General features: G+C 58.6%; 11 protein-coding genes. 2 read left to right on the forward strand and 9 right to left on the reverse strand.

Features of this window, described 5'->3' with window-relative positions; genetic code table 11:
- Positions 1 to 7: 7 nt before the first annotated feature.
- From ACR0DY_RS14325 to ACR0DY_RS14345, 5 genes are read right to left on the reverse strand one after another with little or no spacing between them, the layout of a single operon-like run.
- Positions 8 to 277: a K+/H+ antiporter subunit F gene (locus ACR0DY_RS14325; protein ID WP_209503286.1), complete on the reverse strand. Its 270-nt coding sequence runs from the start codon at positions 275 to 277 to the stop codon at positions 8 to 10.
- A complete protein-coding gene (locus tag ACR0DY_RS14330) occupies positions 274 to 771 on the reverse strand; it encodes a Na+/H+ antiporter subunit E (protein ID WP_209504851.1) in 498 nt (165 codons plus the stop codon). The genes ACR0DY_RS14325 and ACR0DY_RS14330 overlap by 4 nt, the downstream gene beginning before the upstream one ends.
- Entirely contained in the window at positions 771 to 2315 is a 1545-nt protein-coding gene (locus ACR0DY_RS14335) for a monovalent cation/H+ antiporter subunit D (RefSeq protein WP_480546482.1), read from the reverse strand. Before ACR0DY_RS14335 ends, ACR0DY_RS14330 begins: the two co-directional genes overlap by 1 nt.
- Positions 2312 to 2671: a Na+/H+ antiporter subunit C gene (locus tag ACR0DY_RS14340; protein ID WP_209503290.1), complete on the reverse strand. Its 360-nt coding sequence runs from the start codon at positions 2669 to 2671 to the stop codon at positions 2312 to 2314. The genes ACR0DY_RS14335 and ACR0DY_RS14340 overlap by 4 nt, the downstream gene beginning before the upstream one ends.
- The gene (locus tag ACR0DY_RS14345; RefSeq protein WP_480485184.1) at positions 2671 to 5541 is read right to left on the reverse strand and encodes a monovalent cation/H+ antiporter subunit A; all 2871 of its coding nucleotides are present in this window, start codon (positions 5539 to 5541) and stop codon (positions 2671 to 2673) included. Before ACR0DY_RS14345 ends, ACR0DY_RS14340 begins: the two co-directional genes overlap by 1 nt.
- A gap of 233 nt (positions 5542 to 5774) precedes the next feature.
- Between ACR0DY_RS14345 and ACR0DY_RS14350 the strand changes: the two genes are divergently transcribed.
- A complete protein-coding gene (locus ACR0DY_RS14350) occupies positions 5775 to 6236 on the forward strand; it encodes a rhodanese-like domain-containing protein (RefSeq protein WP_480898593.1) in 462 nt (153 codons plus the stop codon).
- Complete coding sequence (locus ACR0DY_RS14355; protein ID WP_480898554.1) at positions 6233 to 7057, forward strand: CE1 family esterase; 825 nt, start codon at positions 6233 to 6235, stop codon at positions 7055 to 7057. The genes ACR0DY_RS14350 and ACR0DY_RS14355 overlap by 4 nt, the downstream gene beginning before the upstream one ends.
- Here ACR0DY_RS14355 and mdoH read toward each other — a convergent pair whose 3' ends face one another.
- The 4 genes from mdoH to ACR0DY_RS14375 are packed head-to-tail and all read right to left on the reverse strand — an operon-like array spanning position 7058 to position 13038.
- A complete protein-coding gene (mdoH, locus tag ACR0DY_RS14360; protein WP_480898595.1) occupies positions 7058 to 8929 on the reverse strand; it encodes a glucans biosynthesis glucosyltransferase MdoH in 1872 nt (623 codons plus the stop codon).
- Positions 8926 to 10425, reverse strand: a complete 1500-nt coding sequence (locus ACR0DY_RS14365; protein ID WP_267363684.1) for an OpgD/OpgG family glucan biosynthesis protein — start codon at positions 10423 to 10425, stop codon at positions 8926 to 8928. Before ACR0DY_RS14365 ends, mdoH begins: the two co-directional genes overlap by 4 nt.
- The gene (locus tag ACR0DY_RS14370) at positions 10422 to 11639 is read right to left on the reverse strand and encodes an OpgC family protein (RefSeq protein WP_480546492.1); all 1218 of its coding nucleotides are present in this window, start codon (positions 11637 to 11639) and stop codon (positions 10422 to 10424) included. The genes ACR0DY_RS14365 and ACR0DY_RS14370 overlap by 4 nt, the downstream gene beginning before the upstream one ends.
- A 28-nt stretch (positions 11640 to 11667) precedes the next feature.
- On the reverse strand, positions 11668 to 13038 hold the full coding sequence (locus ACR0DY_RS14375; RefSeq protein WP_480484238.1) for a tetratricopeptide repeat protein: 1371 nt from the start codon (positions 13036 to 13038) through the stop codon (positions 11668 to 11670).
- Between the last annotated feature and the right edge of the window lie 12 nt (positions 13039 to 13050).

The raw sequence follows: 13050 nt of genomic DNA on the forward strand, positions 1-13050 counted from the left end.
ATCACCCTCATTCGATGATGTTGCCGCGCAGCATGAAGCGCGCATATGCCACGGTCGAGACGAAACCCAGCATCGCGATGATCATGGCCGCTTCAAAGAAAATCTCGGTCCCTTTCGACAGGCCATAAAGGATCATCAGGGCAATCGTATTGATGACCATTGTATCCAGAGCCAGAACCCGGGTCCCAACGCCATCCGCGGTGATGATCCGCCACAGACACATCATGATCGCCGCGCCGAAACAGGCAAATGCAAAGTAGATTGCGTATTCGATCATTCGAAAATCTCCTTCAGGCGACGTTCATAGCGCTGCTTGATTTCGTCGCGCACCTGATCTGGGTTCGGCGCGTCCAGGCAATGAACCAGCAGATTGTGCCCCTGTGCTGACAGGTCGCAACTGACGGTGCCGGGCGTCATCGTGATGGTCCCGGCCAGCACGGTTATGGCCTCGGGTGTCCGAAGCTCCAGTGGAATGCACACCCAGTTGGGCCGCCGGTCTTCATTGCGTTTGAACAGGACGATGCGGGCCACGGTCACATTCGCGACGACAATATCCCACAGCACTACGATCATGTACTCGGCGACCATTGGCCAGTTGCGCAGCTTGGGCCTGTCGGGCCAGTAGGGTTGTGTGACAAAGGGAATGATGATCCCAAGGATCAGGCCAAAGACCAGAGAATTCAGCGACGGCTTGTTCGCCAGCAGGATCCAGACGATCGTCAACAAAATGGTCAGGTGAGGGTGCGGAAATATCCGGTGTAGCAGTTTCATCATTCGGCCCCTCCCAATACGGCAGAGATGTAGTTTTCAGGCGCAAACAGCTGCTCTGCGGTTTGGCTTGTATATTCCAGCGCAGGGCCCGCGAACAATGTCAGCAGGATCAGGCCGGCTACTGCGCCGAAAACGGCGGTAAAGGCAAGACCCGGTTGCGGTTCCGGTGCGACTGGTTCAGGGGCAGCCTCGTTTTCCGCAGGCATCTCTATTGGAACAGCCTGAGTGTCGTGGCTTTTCCAGAAGATCAATGTCCCGGCTCTGGCCAGCCCGATAATTGTGACGAAAGAGCTGATCAGAATCACGGCCCAGACCATCGTGGCATCGGAAGCATCGCGCGAGGCGTCCAGCACAAGCAGCTTGCCAATAAATCCGGACAAGGGCGGCATTCCCGCCATTGCTATCGCCCCCACGAAGAACAGCGCGGACACCAGCCCGCTTTGCGGCATGGGGGGCGTTGGTGCGATGGCCCCGCCTCGCCGCGCCATCACCAGATCGGCAACCAGGAACAGCAGGGCTGTCGCCAGTGTCGAATGGAACACATAGTACAGCGCTGCGGCTGTTGCGTCAGGCGTGAATTGCGAGATTGCGATCAACAGGGTGCCCATGGATGCAATCGCGCAGAACGCCACCATGCGGGCGATATGTTTTGACCCCAGAATGCCGATAGTCCCGACAGCCAAAGTGACAAGCGCAGCAGGTTGCAACCACTCACCCGCCAGACCCTCTGTCGCTGCGACATCGGGGCCAAAGGCCAGTGTGAACATCCGCAGAATCGAGTAAGCCCCGACCTTTGTCATGATTGCAAACAGGGCTGCGACGGGCATTGGCGCATTGGCATAGCTGGCAGGTAGCCAGAAATGCAGGGGCAGAACGGCGGCCTTGATGCAAAAGACCAAAAGCAAAAGGACTGCGCCAACCCGCAACAATGCCGTATCCTCGGCCGGGATTTCGGCAACCCTTGTGGCGATATCCGCCATGTTCAGTGTCCCGGTCACGCCATAGATCGTGCCCAAGGCGAACAGGAACAAGGTCGATCCCAACAGGTTGTAAGCCACATATTGCACACCCGCCTTCAACCGTACCGCACCGCCACCATGGGTCATCAGACCGTAAGAGGCGATCAGCAGAACTTCAAAAAACACGAAAAGGTTAAAGGCATCTCCGGTCAGGAATGCGCCGCAGACACCCATAAGCTGAAAATGGAACAGGGCGTGGAAGTGTTTGCCCCTATCATCCCAGCCCGAAGCTATTGCATAGAGGACAATCGGTAAGGCCAGCAGCGCGGTTAGTAGAACCATCATGGCCGACATTCGATCCAGTACCATGACAATGCCAAACGGGGCGGGCCAGTTTCCAAGCTCGTAAACCTGAATATCTCCGCCCGAAGCCTGCGCCGTGATTGTCAGCGCAATCCCAAGCAAGGCCACAACACCGGCAACGGAAAAGATGCGCTGCAGATCCAGATGGTATCGCAGGACCATGATGCTAAACGGAGCCAGGATCGCGGGCAGGACGATCGGCGCAACGATCCAGTGGTTCATGCGTCTTCTCCTGCTGCGTCCACGCTGTCCTGCGCTGTCATGTCGATATGGTCATCCTTGGAGGACAGGTACGCGCTGAGCGAAATCATCACGATCACCGCGGTCATCCCAAAAGATATCACAATTGCGGTCAGCACCAGCGCCTGTGGCAAAGGATCTGTATAAGCGACGTCCTTGTATTTGTTCAGAACCGGGGGGGCGTTCAGCGCAAGGCGCCCGGTCGCGAACAGGAACACGTTGACTGCGTAAGTGATCAGCGACAGGCCCAGAATGACCGGAAACGTCCGGCGGCGCAGGATCAGGAATATTCCGGCAGCGGTCAATATACCGACGGCAGAGGCTACGAGCGCTTCCATCAGGCCTGCTCCTTCTCTTGTTCTTGTTCCGGTGGAGAGTCCCGCAGGGGATTGATATCCATCGGGAATTCCTGTGCCATTCCGGGCTGCCACGCAAAGCGGGACAGGCTGTCGAGTGCCAGCATGACCGCACCCAGAACCGCAAGGAACACGCCCGTGTCAAACAGCATGGCGGTGGCCCATTCGAATTCCTCAAGCGGGGGCCAGTGGAGATAGCCAAAATCACTGGTCAGGAAGGGGCGTTCATTGAACCAGGCCCCCAGCCCCGTGGCAGCGGCGATCAGCACGCCCCAGCCAATGGTGCCGTGGTAATAAAACCGCTGCCGCTCAATCGCCCAAGTATAGCCGCTGGCCATGTATTGCATCAGATAGGCGATGGCGACGATCAGCCCAGCGATAAATCCGCCGCCGGGCTGGTTGTGCCCACGGAAGAAAATATAGGCTCCGACCATCAGCGCAATCGGCATCATCACGCGGGTCGCCACAACCATCATCAGCGGGTGTGAATCACCAGACTGCGGCCAGTGCGGTTTGCGATTCAGCAGGTAACTGCGGACATTGGTGCTTAGCACGGATTCCGTCAGCGCAAAGATAATCAGCGCGGCAATGCCCAGCACGATGATCTCTCCAAACGTATCAAAACCCCGGAAGTCGACCAGGATCACGTTGACCACATTGGTGCCGCCACCGCCCTTATAGGAATTGGCCAGATGGAACTCTGAAATCGTTGGAAATGCAAAATCGCGCATCATCATCGCGTAGACCAGCGCGCCGGTCCCAAGACCGGCAACGACGGAAATCGCGGCATCCCGCCATCGCCGCGCTGCGCTGCTGTCCCATGGCGTCTCGGTCGGCAGGAAGTTCAGCGACAGCAGCAACAAGATCATCGTTACCACCTCGACCGAGATTTGCGTCAGGGCAAGGTCCGGAGCGGAAAGATAGTTGAACGCGATGGAAACGATCAGGCCCACGACGCCGATCAACACCAGCGACAACAGGCGGTTCCGGTGGAACCACATGATACCAAGCGTTGCGCCCACCAGACAAATCCAGCCGATCATCGGAATGATCTGCGCTGGCAGCGGAACGCGGGTTTCCAAGCCGATGGTTCCTGTCGAATAGGCGTAATAACCAAGGCCCACGGTGAAAGCGACGAAGATGATCGCATAGCGGCTGAGAACACCGTTATGCATTTCATCGGTGATCCAGCGGCTTAATCTGGTCAGCGCGTCGATGATAGCCTCAAAGATTACCTTGGCCTCGGGCCGGGGCAGGGCATTCCAGACCTGCTCGCCGCGTTTGTGCAGCGCCAGCAGGAAAAGGCCGCCCAATGTCGCAACAACCGACATGTAAAGTGCGGGCGTGAAGCCATGCCACAGTTTGAGCGAGTAATACGGCAGCTTCTCGCCGCCTATCACCGCGCTGGAAACCACGGCGATCAGGGGGCCAACGATCGCGGCGGAATTCAGACCGATCAGGACGACCAGTACAACCAGCAGTGCGGGCGCCAGCCACAGCCCGACAGGCGGGTCATGCGGATGGCTGGGATAGTCTTCTCGCTTGGGTCCAAGGAAAACATGGCTGACGAAGCGGAAAGAATAAGCGGCCGAGAACAGCGCTGCCAAAAGTGCCAGCCCCGGAACCAGATAATGTGAATGCAACCAAGTGGTGTGAACGGTCTCTTCCAGCATCATCTCTTTCGACAAAAAGCCGTTCAGCGGCGGCAGACCCGCCATGGACAGGGCCGCGATGGTGCCGATGGTGAAGGTGATCGGCATCAGGTGACGCAGACCCCCCAGCCGTTTCAGGTTCCGCGTGCCGGTTTCGTGATCCACGATCCCGGCGGTCATGAACAGGGCGGCCTTGAAGGTCGCATGGTTGATTATGTGGAAAATGGCGGCCACGGCGGCAATTTTAGTGCCAAAGCCCAATAGCATGGTGATCAGGCCCAGATGGGATACAGTCGAAAAGGCCAGCAACGCCTTTAGATCATCCTTGAACAGCGCGATGACCGCACCCAGCAGCATGGTGATCAGACCAGTCGTGGCCACGATGTAGAACCACGCATCTGTTCCTGCCAGAACAGGCCACATCCGCGCCATCAGGAACAGACCGGCTTTCACCATGGTGGCCGAGTGCAGATAGGCAGACACCGGCGTCGGCGCGGCCATTGCGTGGGGCAGCCAGAAGTGAAACGGGAACTGTGCCGACTTGGTGAAGGCGCCCAGCAGGATCAGGATCAACGCTGGCAGGTAGTAGGGGGACGCCTGGATCAGCTCCTTGTTCTGCAAAATGACACTCAGGTCATAGGATCCAACGATATTGCCGAGGATCAGCATCCCGGCGATCATCGCCAACCCGCCCGAGCCGGTGACGGCCAAAGCCATGCGCGCGCCCTGACGGCCATCGGGCAGGTGTTTCCAATAGCCGATCAGCAGGAATGAGCTGAGCGATGTAAGTTCCCAGAAAACAATCAAAAGTAGGATATTGTCGGACAGGACAATACCAACCATCGCCCCCTGAAACAGCAGCAGATAGGTATAGAACTGCCCCATCGGATCTTCGCGCGACAGGTAGAACCGTGCGTAGAGGATGATGAGCAATCCAATGCCAAGGATCAGCAAGGCGAAAAGAAATCCCAGCCCGTCCAGCATGAAATTCGCGTTCAGGCCCAACCTCGGTATCCAGTCAAACCGGGCAGTCACGACGTCTCCGCGCATTACCGAAGGGATGTGGATCAGCAGCCCCATCAGGGCCAGAAATGTGGTCAACCCGGCTGCGGATGCGGCGGCATTTCGGCCCGCGCGGATCAGCAGTGCGGGAAATACAGCACCAAGGAAGGGAAGGGCCGCAATAAGGAATAGGGACAAGTGCGATACTCCGGTCTGGGCGGTCAGGGTGAGGTCAATTTTGTAAGGATATTTTGCCGACTGTCCAGAGATGGCAACTTTTTAACGAGCTGAAATGGATCACCAAGGTATTGGCGGCGCAGCGCATTAATGACGCGATCTTGATCTGCGAGCTGTCTTTCACCGCGCAACCTGCTGTTTGGTTGTGATAGAAACAGCACCAGCGAACAGGAGGCTGAGGTGTGGCCGAAAAAATGAACCGATCCCGACGGTGGGTAGTGATTGGCGTCGGTGCCGCGATTGCTGCCGGGTTTGCGATTAGGCAATACAGGCTGATCCCCGAAGATCACAGCGGTGGCCGGATCAGTGTGGCCGACGCTCATGAGCAGGCAGTGGACGGGCGCGTTCTGCTGGTTGATATCCGCACACCGCGCGAGTGGCGCGCCTCGGGAATTGGCGAGGGCGCGGTACCGCTGGACTTGCGCCGCGAGGATTTCGTCGACGTTCTGACACAAATGACCGGCGGTGATCAGGCTGCGCCCGTGGCGCTGATTTGCGCCCGTGGGGTGCGGTCCGCGCGCCTCAGCAATCGTTTGATTGAAGCCGGATTCACAAATATCATCGACGTACCCGAGGGTATGTTGGGCTCGGCGGCCGGGCCGGGATGGGTAAGAGCCGGTTTACCGGTCCGTAAATACAGTGAGGATGCAGGATGATCAGGGAAATCAGCCTGGCAGCAGTATTTGCCTTCACCGCGCAGTTGGCCTTGGCGGATTGTGCTGATCACGGGGAAATTTGCGAAACCTCCTTGGGCGCGTATCATATCGAATTGCCCGATGCGGAAAACCCGCCATTGGTGGTGTTTCTGCACGGGTATGGCGGCAGTGGATCTGGCACGATGCGAAATCGCGGGATGGTCGAACCTCTGCTGGCGCGGGGGTATGCTGTGATGGCACCGGAAGGTTCGGAAAGGCCCAACCGGGGCGGCAGAAAAAGCTGGAACTTTATTCCTGGATTTGGCGAACGGGATGAAACCGCGTTTCTATCCGAAGTGGTTCAGGACGCAGAAAACCGGTTTGGAATCAATGCGGACCGGGTCATGCTGGGCGGGTTTTCGGCTGGTGGCTTTATGGTCAACTATCTCGCCTGCAAGGCGCCCGAGACATTTTCGGCATATGTTCCGGTGTCCGGAGGATTCTGGCGGCCACACCCGGAAACCTGCAAGGGTCCGATCCGGATGTTTCATACCCATGGCTGGACGGACAACGTGGTACCGCTTGAGGGGCGCGTACTGGGCGGTGGCCGGTTTCAGCAGGGCGATATCTATGCCGGGCTCGAAATCTGGCGCGAGGCAAATGGCTGCGTCGATCACAAACCGGCCGGCTTTAGCACAACGGGGAATTTCATGCGCCGCCGCTGGACCACCTGTGCCAAAGGCAGCGCGCTGGAGTTTGCCTTGTTCCCGGGCGGTCATACAGTTCCAGCCGGTTGGGCTGATATGGTCGTGGATTGGTACGAAGGGCTTCCCGGCAGCTGATCACTCTGCCGGGGTCATCTTGATCTTGCCTTCAACCAATTGCTTCAGCTCGGCCCGGTAACGCCGGGCCGACCGGGTGATGGCAGGTTCGCGGAAATCCTCGCGCATTCCGACCATCCGGCGTGCGGCACCGGCCGAAACACCGCTGAGTGCCGATAGCGGAATGGCAAGGGCGAGACTGATGGCAATCGGAGCCAGCCAGATCGAGACCAGCCCGGACAGGATACCAACGCTCAAGGCTATGCCACTGACGGTTTCCAATGCGTGACACAGGATCAGCGTGCGCAATCCGTAACTGCCACCGTCGCGTGCTTGCGGCGACCAGCCCCGCTGAATGCCAAGCGCTGTCCGGAAAACGGCGATCATCTGTTGCACCATCAGGATCGGCGCATACAGGATCGACAGAATGACCTCGGCCAGAAACGAGGTCAGGAACTTGAGGCCGCCTCCGAACTCGGAATAACGCACACCGCTTAGCGGCAAAGCCAGAACTCCCAGCACCTTGGGTGCCAGCAGCATTGCATACATCACAAGAATGATCAGAACGTGCCGGGTTTCCGACATTTCCGGCCATTGCGGGAACAGCGGATTATCGGGGCTGAAGTAATGCAGGACAGAGGCGTCTTTGCCCTGACCGATCAGTGCCCACATCAACAGCAGCGCAAACCACAACGGTGACATCAGGTATCCTACGGCACCGTGGAACATGTGAAAACGCGAGACGGCCCGGAATCCAGTCGAGCCCAGCAGTTTCAGGTGTTGCAGGTTGCCCTGGCACCAACGCCGATCCCGCATCGCATGATCGATCAGTGTGGGGGGCGTTTCCTCGTAAGATCCCCGAATGCGCGGCAGGAACCGCACCGCCCATCCGGCACGGCGCAGCAATCCAGCCTCGACGAAATCGTGGCTCATGATCAGCTTGTCCTGACCGTTGAACGCACGCAGCTTGGGCAGTCCGGCACTGGTGGCGAAAGCCTTGGTGCGGATTATGGCGTTGTGGCCCCAATAATTGCCCTCTTGCCCGCACCAGCGCGCCAACCCTTCGGCAAAGGCGATGCCATAGACCCCATTGGCGAATTGTTGCATCCGGGCAAAAACCGATTGCGCGCCGATCAGTTGCGGATAGCTCTGGATCAGCCCGGCACCGGGATCACGCGCCAAAACATCGGTCAGCCGGTGTATGGCGCGACCTGTCATCAGGCTGTCCGCATCCAGAACCAGCATCGCGTCCCAGTCTGCGCCCCAGCGACTGACCCAGTCGGCGATGTTACCCACCTTGCGGTCGGTGTTCTGCTCGCGGCGGCGGTAATACAACTCCAGCCCCGGGGCGAGCGTGGTGCGCAGGGCTTCGACGCTGGCTTGTTCCTGTGCCGCGATTTCAGGATCGCGTGTGTCGGACAGGATGAACATGGCATAGTGATGCTGCCCTCCGCGTGCCTGCAAATCTTCAAGCATGGTGCGGGCGTTGCCCAGTACGTTCCATGGCACTTCGTTGTATACCGGTGTCAAAAGGGCCACGCGCAGGGGCTGTGCTGTGCGCTTGCGCTGCGGGCGATCCTGTCGCGACAGCGAAACCATACCCAGCAGAACGGTGCAGACCGTGAACGAAATCCAGAAGAAGTTGAACGAGATTAGCGCCAACAGGATGCCCTCGATCAGATTGATCCCCTGGGCGCTGAACCAGTCGCTCATGATCCACAGCAGGCCCAATGTCGCCACCATCGCCGGTGAAAACGCAAGCGCGCGCCAAAATCCAGTCGCGCCCGTGTCTGTGCCCGACGGGGCATCGGCATCGTGGAACCCCACGCTGAAATTCTGCGCGGGCATCGCCAGAGGTGCTTCAGGCGGCATGATATGCAGATCGCGGTTCATATGGTCCATCGGTAAAGCCACACCTCAGAGGCGGGCTGTTTGTCTTTCAGCAGTTGCGCGCGCAATTCGACATGATCGCGCCCATCAGGCTGGAACGAAAACGCCAGACGCAATCCACCCGTATCCGGGTTGCGTTGCAGAACACCGTCCGAGGTTTCGGCATGAGGGGAATCCACGAAGACACTGATCGCCTCGATATCATCGAACAAATCGCTGCCTTCGAAATCGATGACGGCCAAACGCCCCTCACCGAAGGTGTTTTCGCCCATGGCGGTGTTGGTCACCCGTGGCATCGGAGTGCGCTGAGGCTCCTCACCCCAGATCAGACGATAGGACAGGTCAACCCGACTGCCTGCCGCATAGGGCTCTGCCGGACGCCAATAGGCGACGATGTTGTCATAGATTTCCTGATCGGCCGGTATCTCGACCAGTGTAACGGTGCCTTTGCCCCAGTCATCCCGAGGCTCGACCCACAGGCCCGGGCGCTTGTGATAATTCGCCTCAAGGTCGGCATAGTCCGAAAACTCGCGCTTGCGCTGCATCAGCCCGAAGCCGCGCGGGTTCTCGTCAACGAAAGACGATATTTGCAGGCGGGCCGGGTTTGCCAGCGGACGCCACAACACCTCGCCCGCGCCATTGCGGATCAACAGCCCGTCGCTGTCATGGACGGCCGGACGGAAATCGTCGAACCGGCTGTGGTTGGTCTGGTCGAACAGAAACATCGAGGTGCCCGGCGCGATACCTACATGAGGTAGGTCTTCGCGGGGAAACAGCGTGGCCTCGACGTCGATAATGCAATCCGCCCCCGCCGTGACATTGAAGCGATAGGCCCCAGTCACGCTGGGACTGTCCATCAGCGCATGTACGACCATATTCCGATGGCCGGGCTTGGGGCGCTCCAGCCAGAAACGGATGAACTCAGGAAATTCCTCGCCATCCGGGTCGCCTGTTTTCAGGGCGAGACCGCGTGCCGACAGACCGTAGACCTCGTCCAGACCAATAGCGCGGAAATAGCTGGCACCCTGCCAGACGCAGAACTCATCCGTCTTGCCGGGGCGGTGCATCTCGGTCCGCAGCCGCAGGCCTGAAAAGCCCAGTGTCTCGTCGATGGGCAATTGCGGCACATCTTCGGATTTGTCGAACATCCCCAGATCGAAATCGACTGGTGTTGTCATGCCATTTTCGACCGTTTCCACCTTGACGGTCCGGGGGAAATACAGGCCCGGTGTAAAGAAATCGACGTTGAATGGCGTTTCGGTTTCGTACCACAACGCCCGGTCCAGTCGAAAACGGATCGAGCGATATTGTTCGTAAGTCAGATCCTGCCATTCTTGTGGAACCATTTCGCGTTCCGCATAGGGGCGGCTGGCCAGTTCGCGGGCCAGTTCGATCACGTGGTCGCGGTCAAAGGGGACTGCGCCCCCGGTCGCATAGGCCGATGGGGCAAAGGCCAAGGCAGTCGTCGAGACTAGGAATGCGCGACGGGTGAAATTCATCTCTTCAATTTCCAGGGTTGAGACTTGAACCAAGCTGCCAGATAGGCCACGCCGATGATCATGGCAAAGCCAATTATGTTGGCGACAAAGACGGTGGCAACATCCCGCCCAGCTTGATCGAGGGCAACGCCGATAAGTCGTGCTGCTGCCATGGAAAATACAAACACCGCAAGGGATTGCTGACCGACTTTGGTGATGACCGTCAGCAGGAATTGCCAGACGCGCGCACCCATGCTGTGGCCCGTCGCAATCAGGCGGTGACCATGTTCGCCAGCCGCGACCCAGCCCAGATAGGCCAGTGACAGAAAATGGACATATCGCAGCGCGCCAAACTCGGTCTTGTCGCGCAATTCGTCGGTCAGTGGCCAGATCTTTCGGATCGCAGCGCCCAACTCAGGCGCAGCGCTGTTAACCCAGAGGAAGACCTTCCAAGACCCAAACGGAGCTGACAGGATCAGGAACAAGGCAGCCGCCCAGACCAGAGATTTCGATACTGGTGGAGCGGGAATCCATCCGCGCATCAAGGCAAATCCGGTGAAGAACAGCAATTGCCAGCCAAACGGGTTGAAAAACCATTGCCGATCCGACCACGGCTCGGCCGGAAGGGCCAGCGCGCCGGTCTGAGTGATGCACCAGATGGTCACAGATGCAGCCGCCATCAGCCAGAAACTGACACGGTACAGCGCGATGTAGAGCGGCATCAGCGCCAGTACCACCAGATACATCGGAAGGATGTCAAAGTAGTTCGGTACATAAGTCAGGGTAAAGATCCCCACCATCTGCGGGGCGGGATCATTGAAGAGATGCTGAAGGTTCAGGGACGAGACATAGGTTTTCCCGAACGCGCCGGTTAGGTCCAGCGCTGCCATTGTCATGGCGACAAAGAAGAACAGGGCAATATGGGCCCAATAAACCTGCCAGATGCGATAGGCCACTCGGGCCGTGCCCATCCACCAGCCCTTGTACAGGAACGCCCCGCCAAAGGCGATGGCCGAGGCCATGCCCGAACAGAACACGAAAATCTCGGTTGCGTCCGAATACCCAAAGCGCGCCGGGATCCAATTCGCCCAAGGATCATTGGGAATGTGGGCGATCAGGATGATGAACATCGCGATGCCGCGATAGAAATCCAGTCGCGGGTCACGCGTGCGGGCGGGGGCCGCAGCCGGGGCTGCGACGGGTGCAAAATCAGCAGCGGGCGATATGGTCGCCATACGGTCTCTGTCCTTCTTGGTCGTCTTGTTATTCGGCGGGGACGCTTTGCATGTCTCCGCCGTCGCGTGCCGCATCAATCAGGGCGCGGCGCGCGATGGCATAATTGTCTTCACCCCCGGCGCGCTTGGCGCGACGGTCATCCAGAATGCGTTCAACCGCATCAAGACGACCGGCCCGAAGCCCGGAATCGATGGTAATGCGTTCAAATACATCACGTTGCGCGTGACTGCCACCAGCCAGTTGCATTGAACCGCGCGCTGCCAACAGGTGATCAAATGCCGTGCCATAATGGCCGTCACCAAAGGCTTCAAGGCCCATGGCGGCCGCGACACCGGGATCAGCCATGCGGCGGGTGGTGTCGTCATTGGCACGCGCTGCATCCTTGCTCATGCGGTTCAGCATTTTGGCTGTGGCGTCGACGCGATTGTCGCCTGTCAGTGCCAAAAGGTAATGCAGATCGGCGAAGATCAGGCAGCCGTCTTCGGTGCGCGCGGCACTCAGGTCAGCCAGTTCTTCCCAGCGATTTCCAACATTTACGCCTTCTAATTCAAGCCGCATCAGCAGCGAAGTGCCGTTCGAGATGTCGCGGTAATCGTCGGTTTTGTCCTTGCGGACGTGGTTGTCATACAGGTCCATCACCTGATCGACCTGACCCAGATCCAGATGCATCAGGGCCTTGTGCCACCAGACGTGATAGCGGAAGTTGTTGCAATGGGCCCAGGCAGCCTCGCGCCCGGCCAGCCAGTCAAGGCCCAACTGCGCGTTGCCGGTCATTTCATGGACATGGGCCACCGCGTGCAGACCCCAGGCATCGTCGGACACCATCCAAAGCGCCTGACGTCCCGCGATTTCGGCCTTTTCATAGGCTCCGGTTTCTTCCAGCGCGAAGGAATGGCAGCCCAGCAGATAGCCCCGACCGGGGTGATCGGGTTCGTAAGCAGGCATCACCCGTTCGATCGAGCGGCGCATTCCATTCGGATCCCCCAGAACGAAACGGGTCGCATGGCTGAGTTTCATCGCCAACGTATCCTGCGGATGGTCGCGCAGGACCGCTTCGAACTTTTGCACCGCCTGTGTCAGTTGGCCCGCCAGATACAGCCCCAATGCATCGACAAACAGCCGCTCGCGCGTCGAGACGGGCTGCCGTTTCATCGCAGCATTGGCTGCTGCCAAAGCCTCGACCGCAACCGCCATCATCTCTCGTCGACCGAGAAGGGCCATGAACAGGCCTTTAACGGCATGGCCCAAAGCAAAATCGGGCTCAAGCTCCAACACTTTGCCCAGATGTTGGGGCGTAACCGCGGCATGTGCCATGAACCCAAGCAGAACACCATTCCAGGCTTCGACAGCTTCCGGCTGCGCCAAGGTGTTCATCTGTCCAAAAACGTCTTGTTTCATACTTGGGTCCAA

It is taken from the genome of Ruegeria sp. O6 (assembly GCF_056535045.1).

Excerpts from the sequence above, each read along its gene's own strand:
- ACR0DY_RS14325 (WP_209503286.1), bottom strand. The coding sequence starts at position 277 with ATGATCGAATACGCAATCTACTTTGCATTTGCCTGTTTCGGCGCGGCG.
- ACR0DY_RS14330 (WP_209504851.1), bottom strand. The coding sequence starts at position 771 with ATGAAACTGCTACACCGGATATTTCCGCACCCTCACCTGACCATTTTG.
- ACR0DY_RS14335 (WP_480546482.1), bottom strand. The coding sequence starts at position 2,315 with ATGAACCACTGGATCGTTGCGCCGATCGTCCTGCCCGCGATCCTGGCT.
- ACR0DY_RS14340 (WP_209503290.1), bottom strand. The coding sequence starts at position 2,671 with ATGGAAGCGCTCGTAGCCTCTGCCGTCGGTATATTGACCGCTGCCGGA.
- ACR0DY_RS14350 (WP_480898593.1), top strand. The coding sequence starts at position 5,775 with ATGAACCGATCCCGACGGTGGGTAGTGATTGGCGTCGGTGCCGCGATT.
- ACR0DY_RS14355 (WP_480898554.1), top strand. The coding sequence starts at position 6,233 with ATGATCAGGGAAATCAGCCTGGCAGCAGTATTTGCCTTCACCGCGCAG.
- mdoH (WP_480898595.1), bottom strand. The coding sequence starts at position 8,929 with ATGAACCGCGATCTGCATATCATGCCGCCTGAAGCACCTCTGGCGATG.
- ACR0DY_RS14365 (WP_267363684.1), bottom strand. The coding sequence starts at position 10,425 with ATGAATTTCACCCGTCGCGCATTCCTAGTCTCGACGACTGCCTTGGCC.
- ACR0DY_RS14370 (WP_480546492.1), bottom strand. The coding sequence starts at position 11,639 with ATGGCGACCATATCGCCCGCTGCTGATTTTGCACCCGTCGCAGCCCCG.
- ACR0DY_RS14375 (WP_480484238.1), bottom strand. The coding sequence starts at position 13,038 with ATGAAACAAGACGTTTTTGGACAGATGAACACCTTGGCGCAGCCGGAA.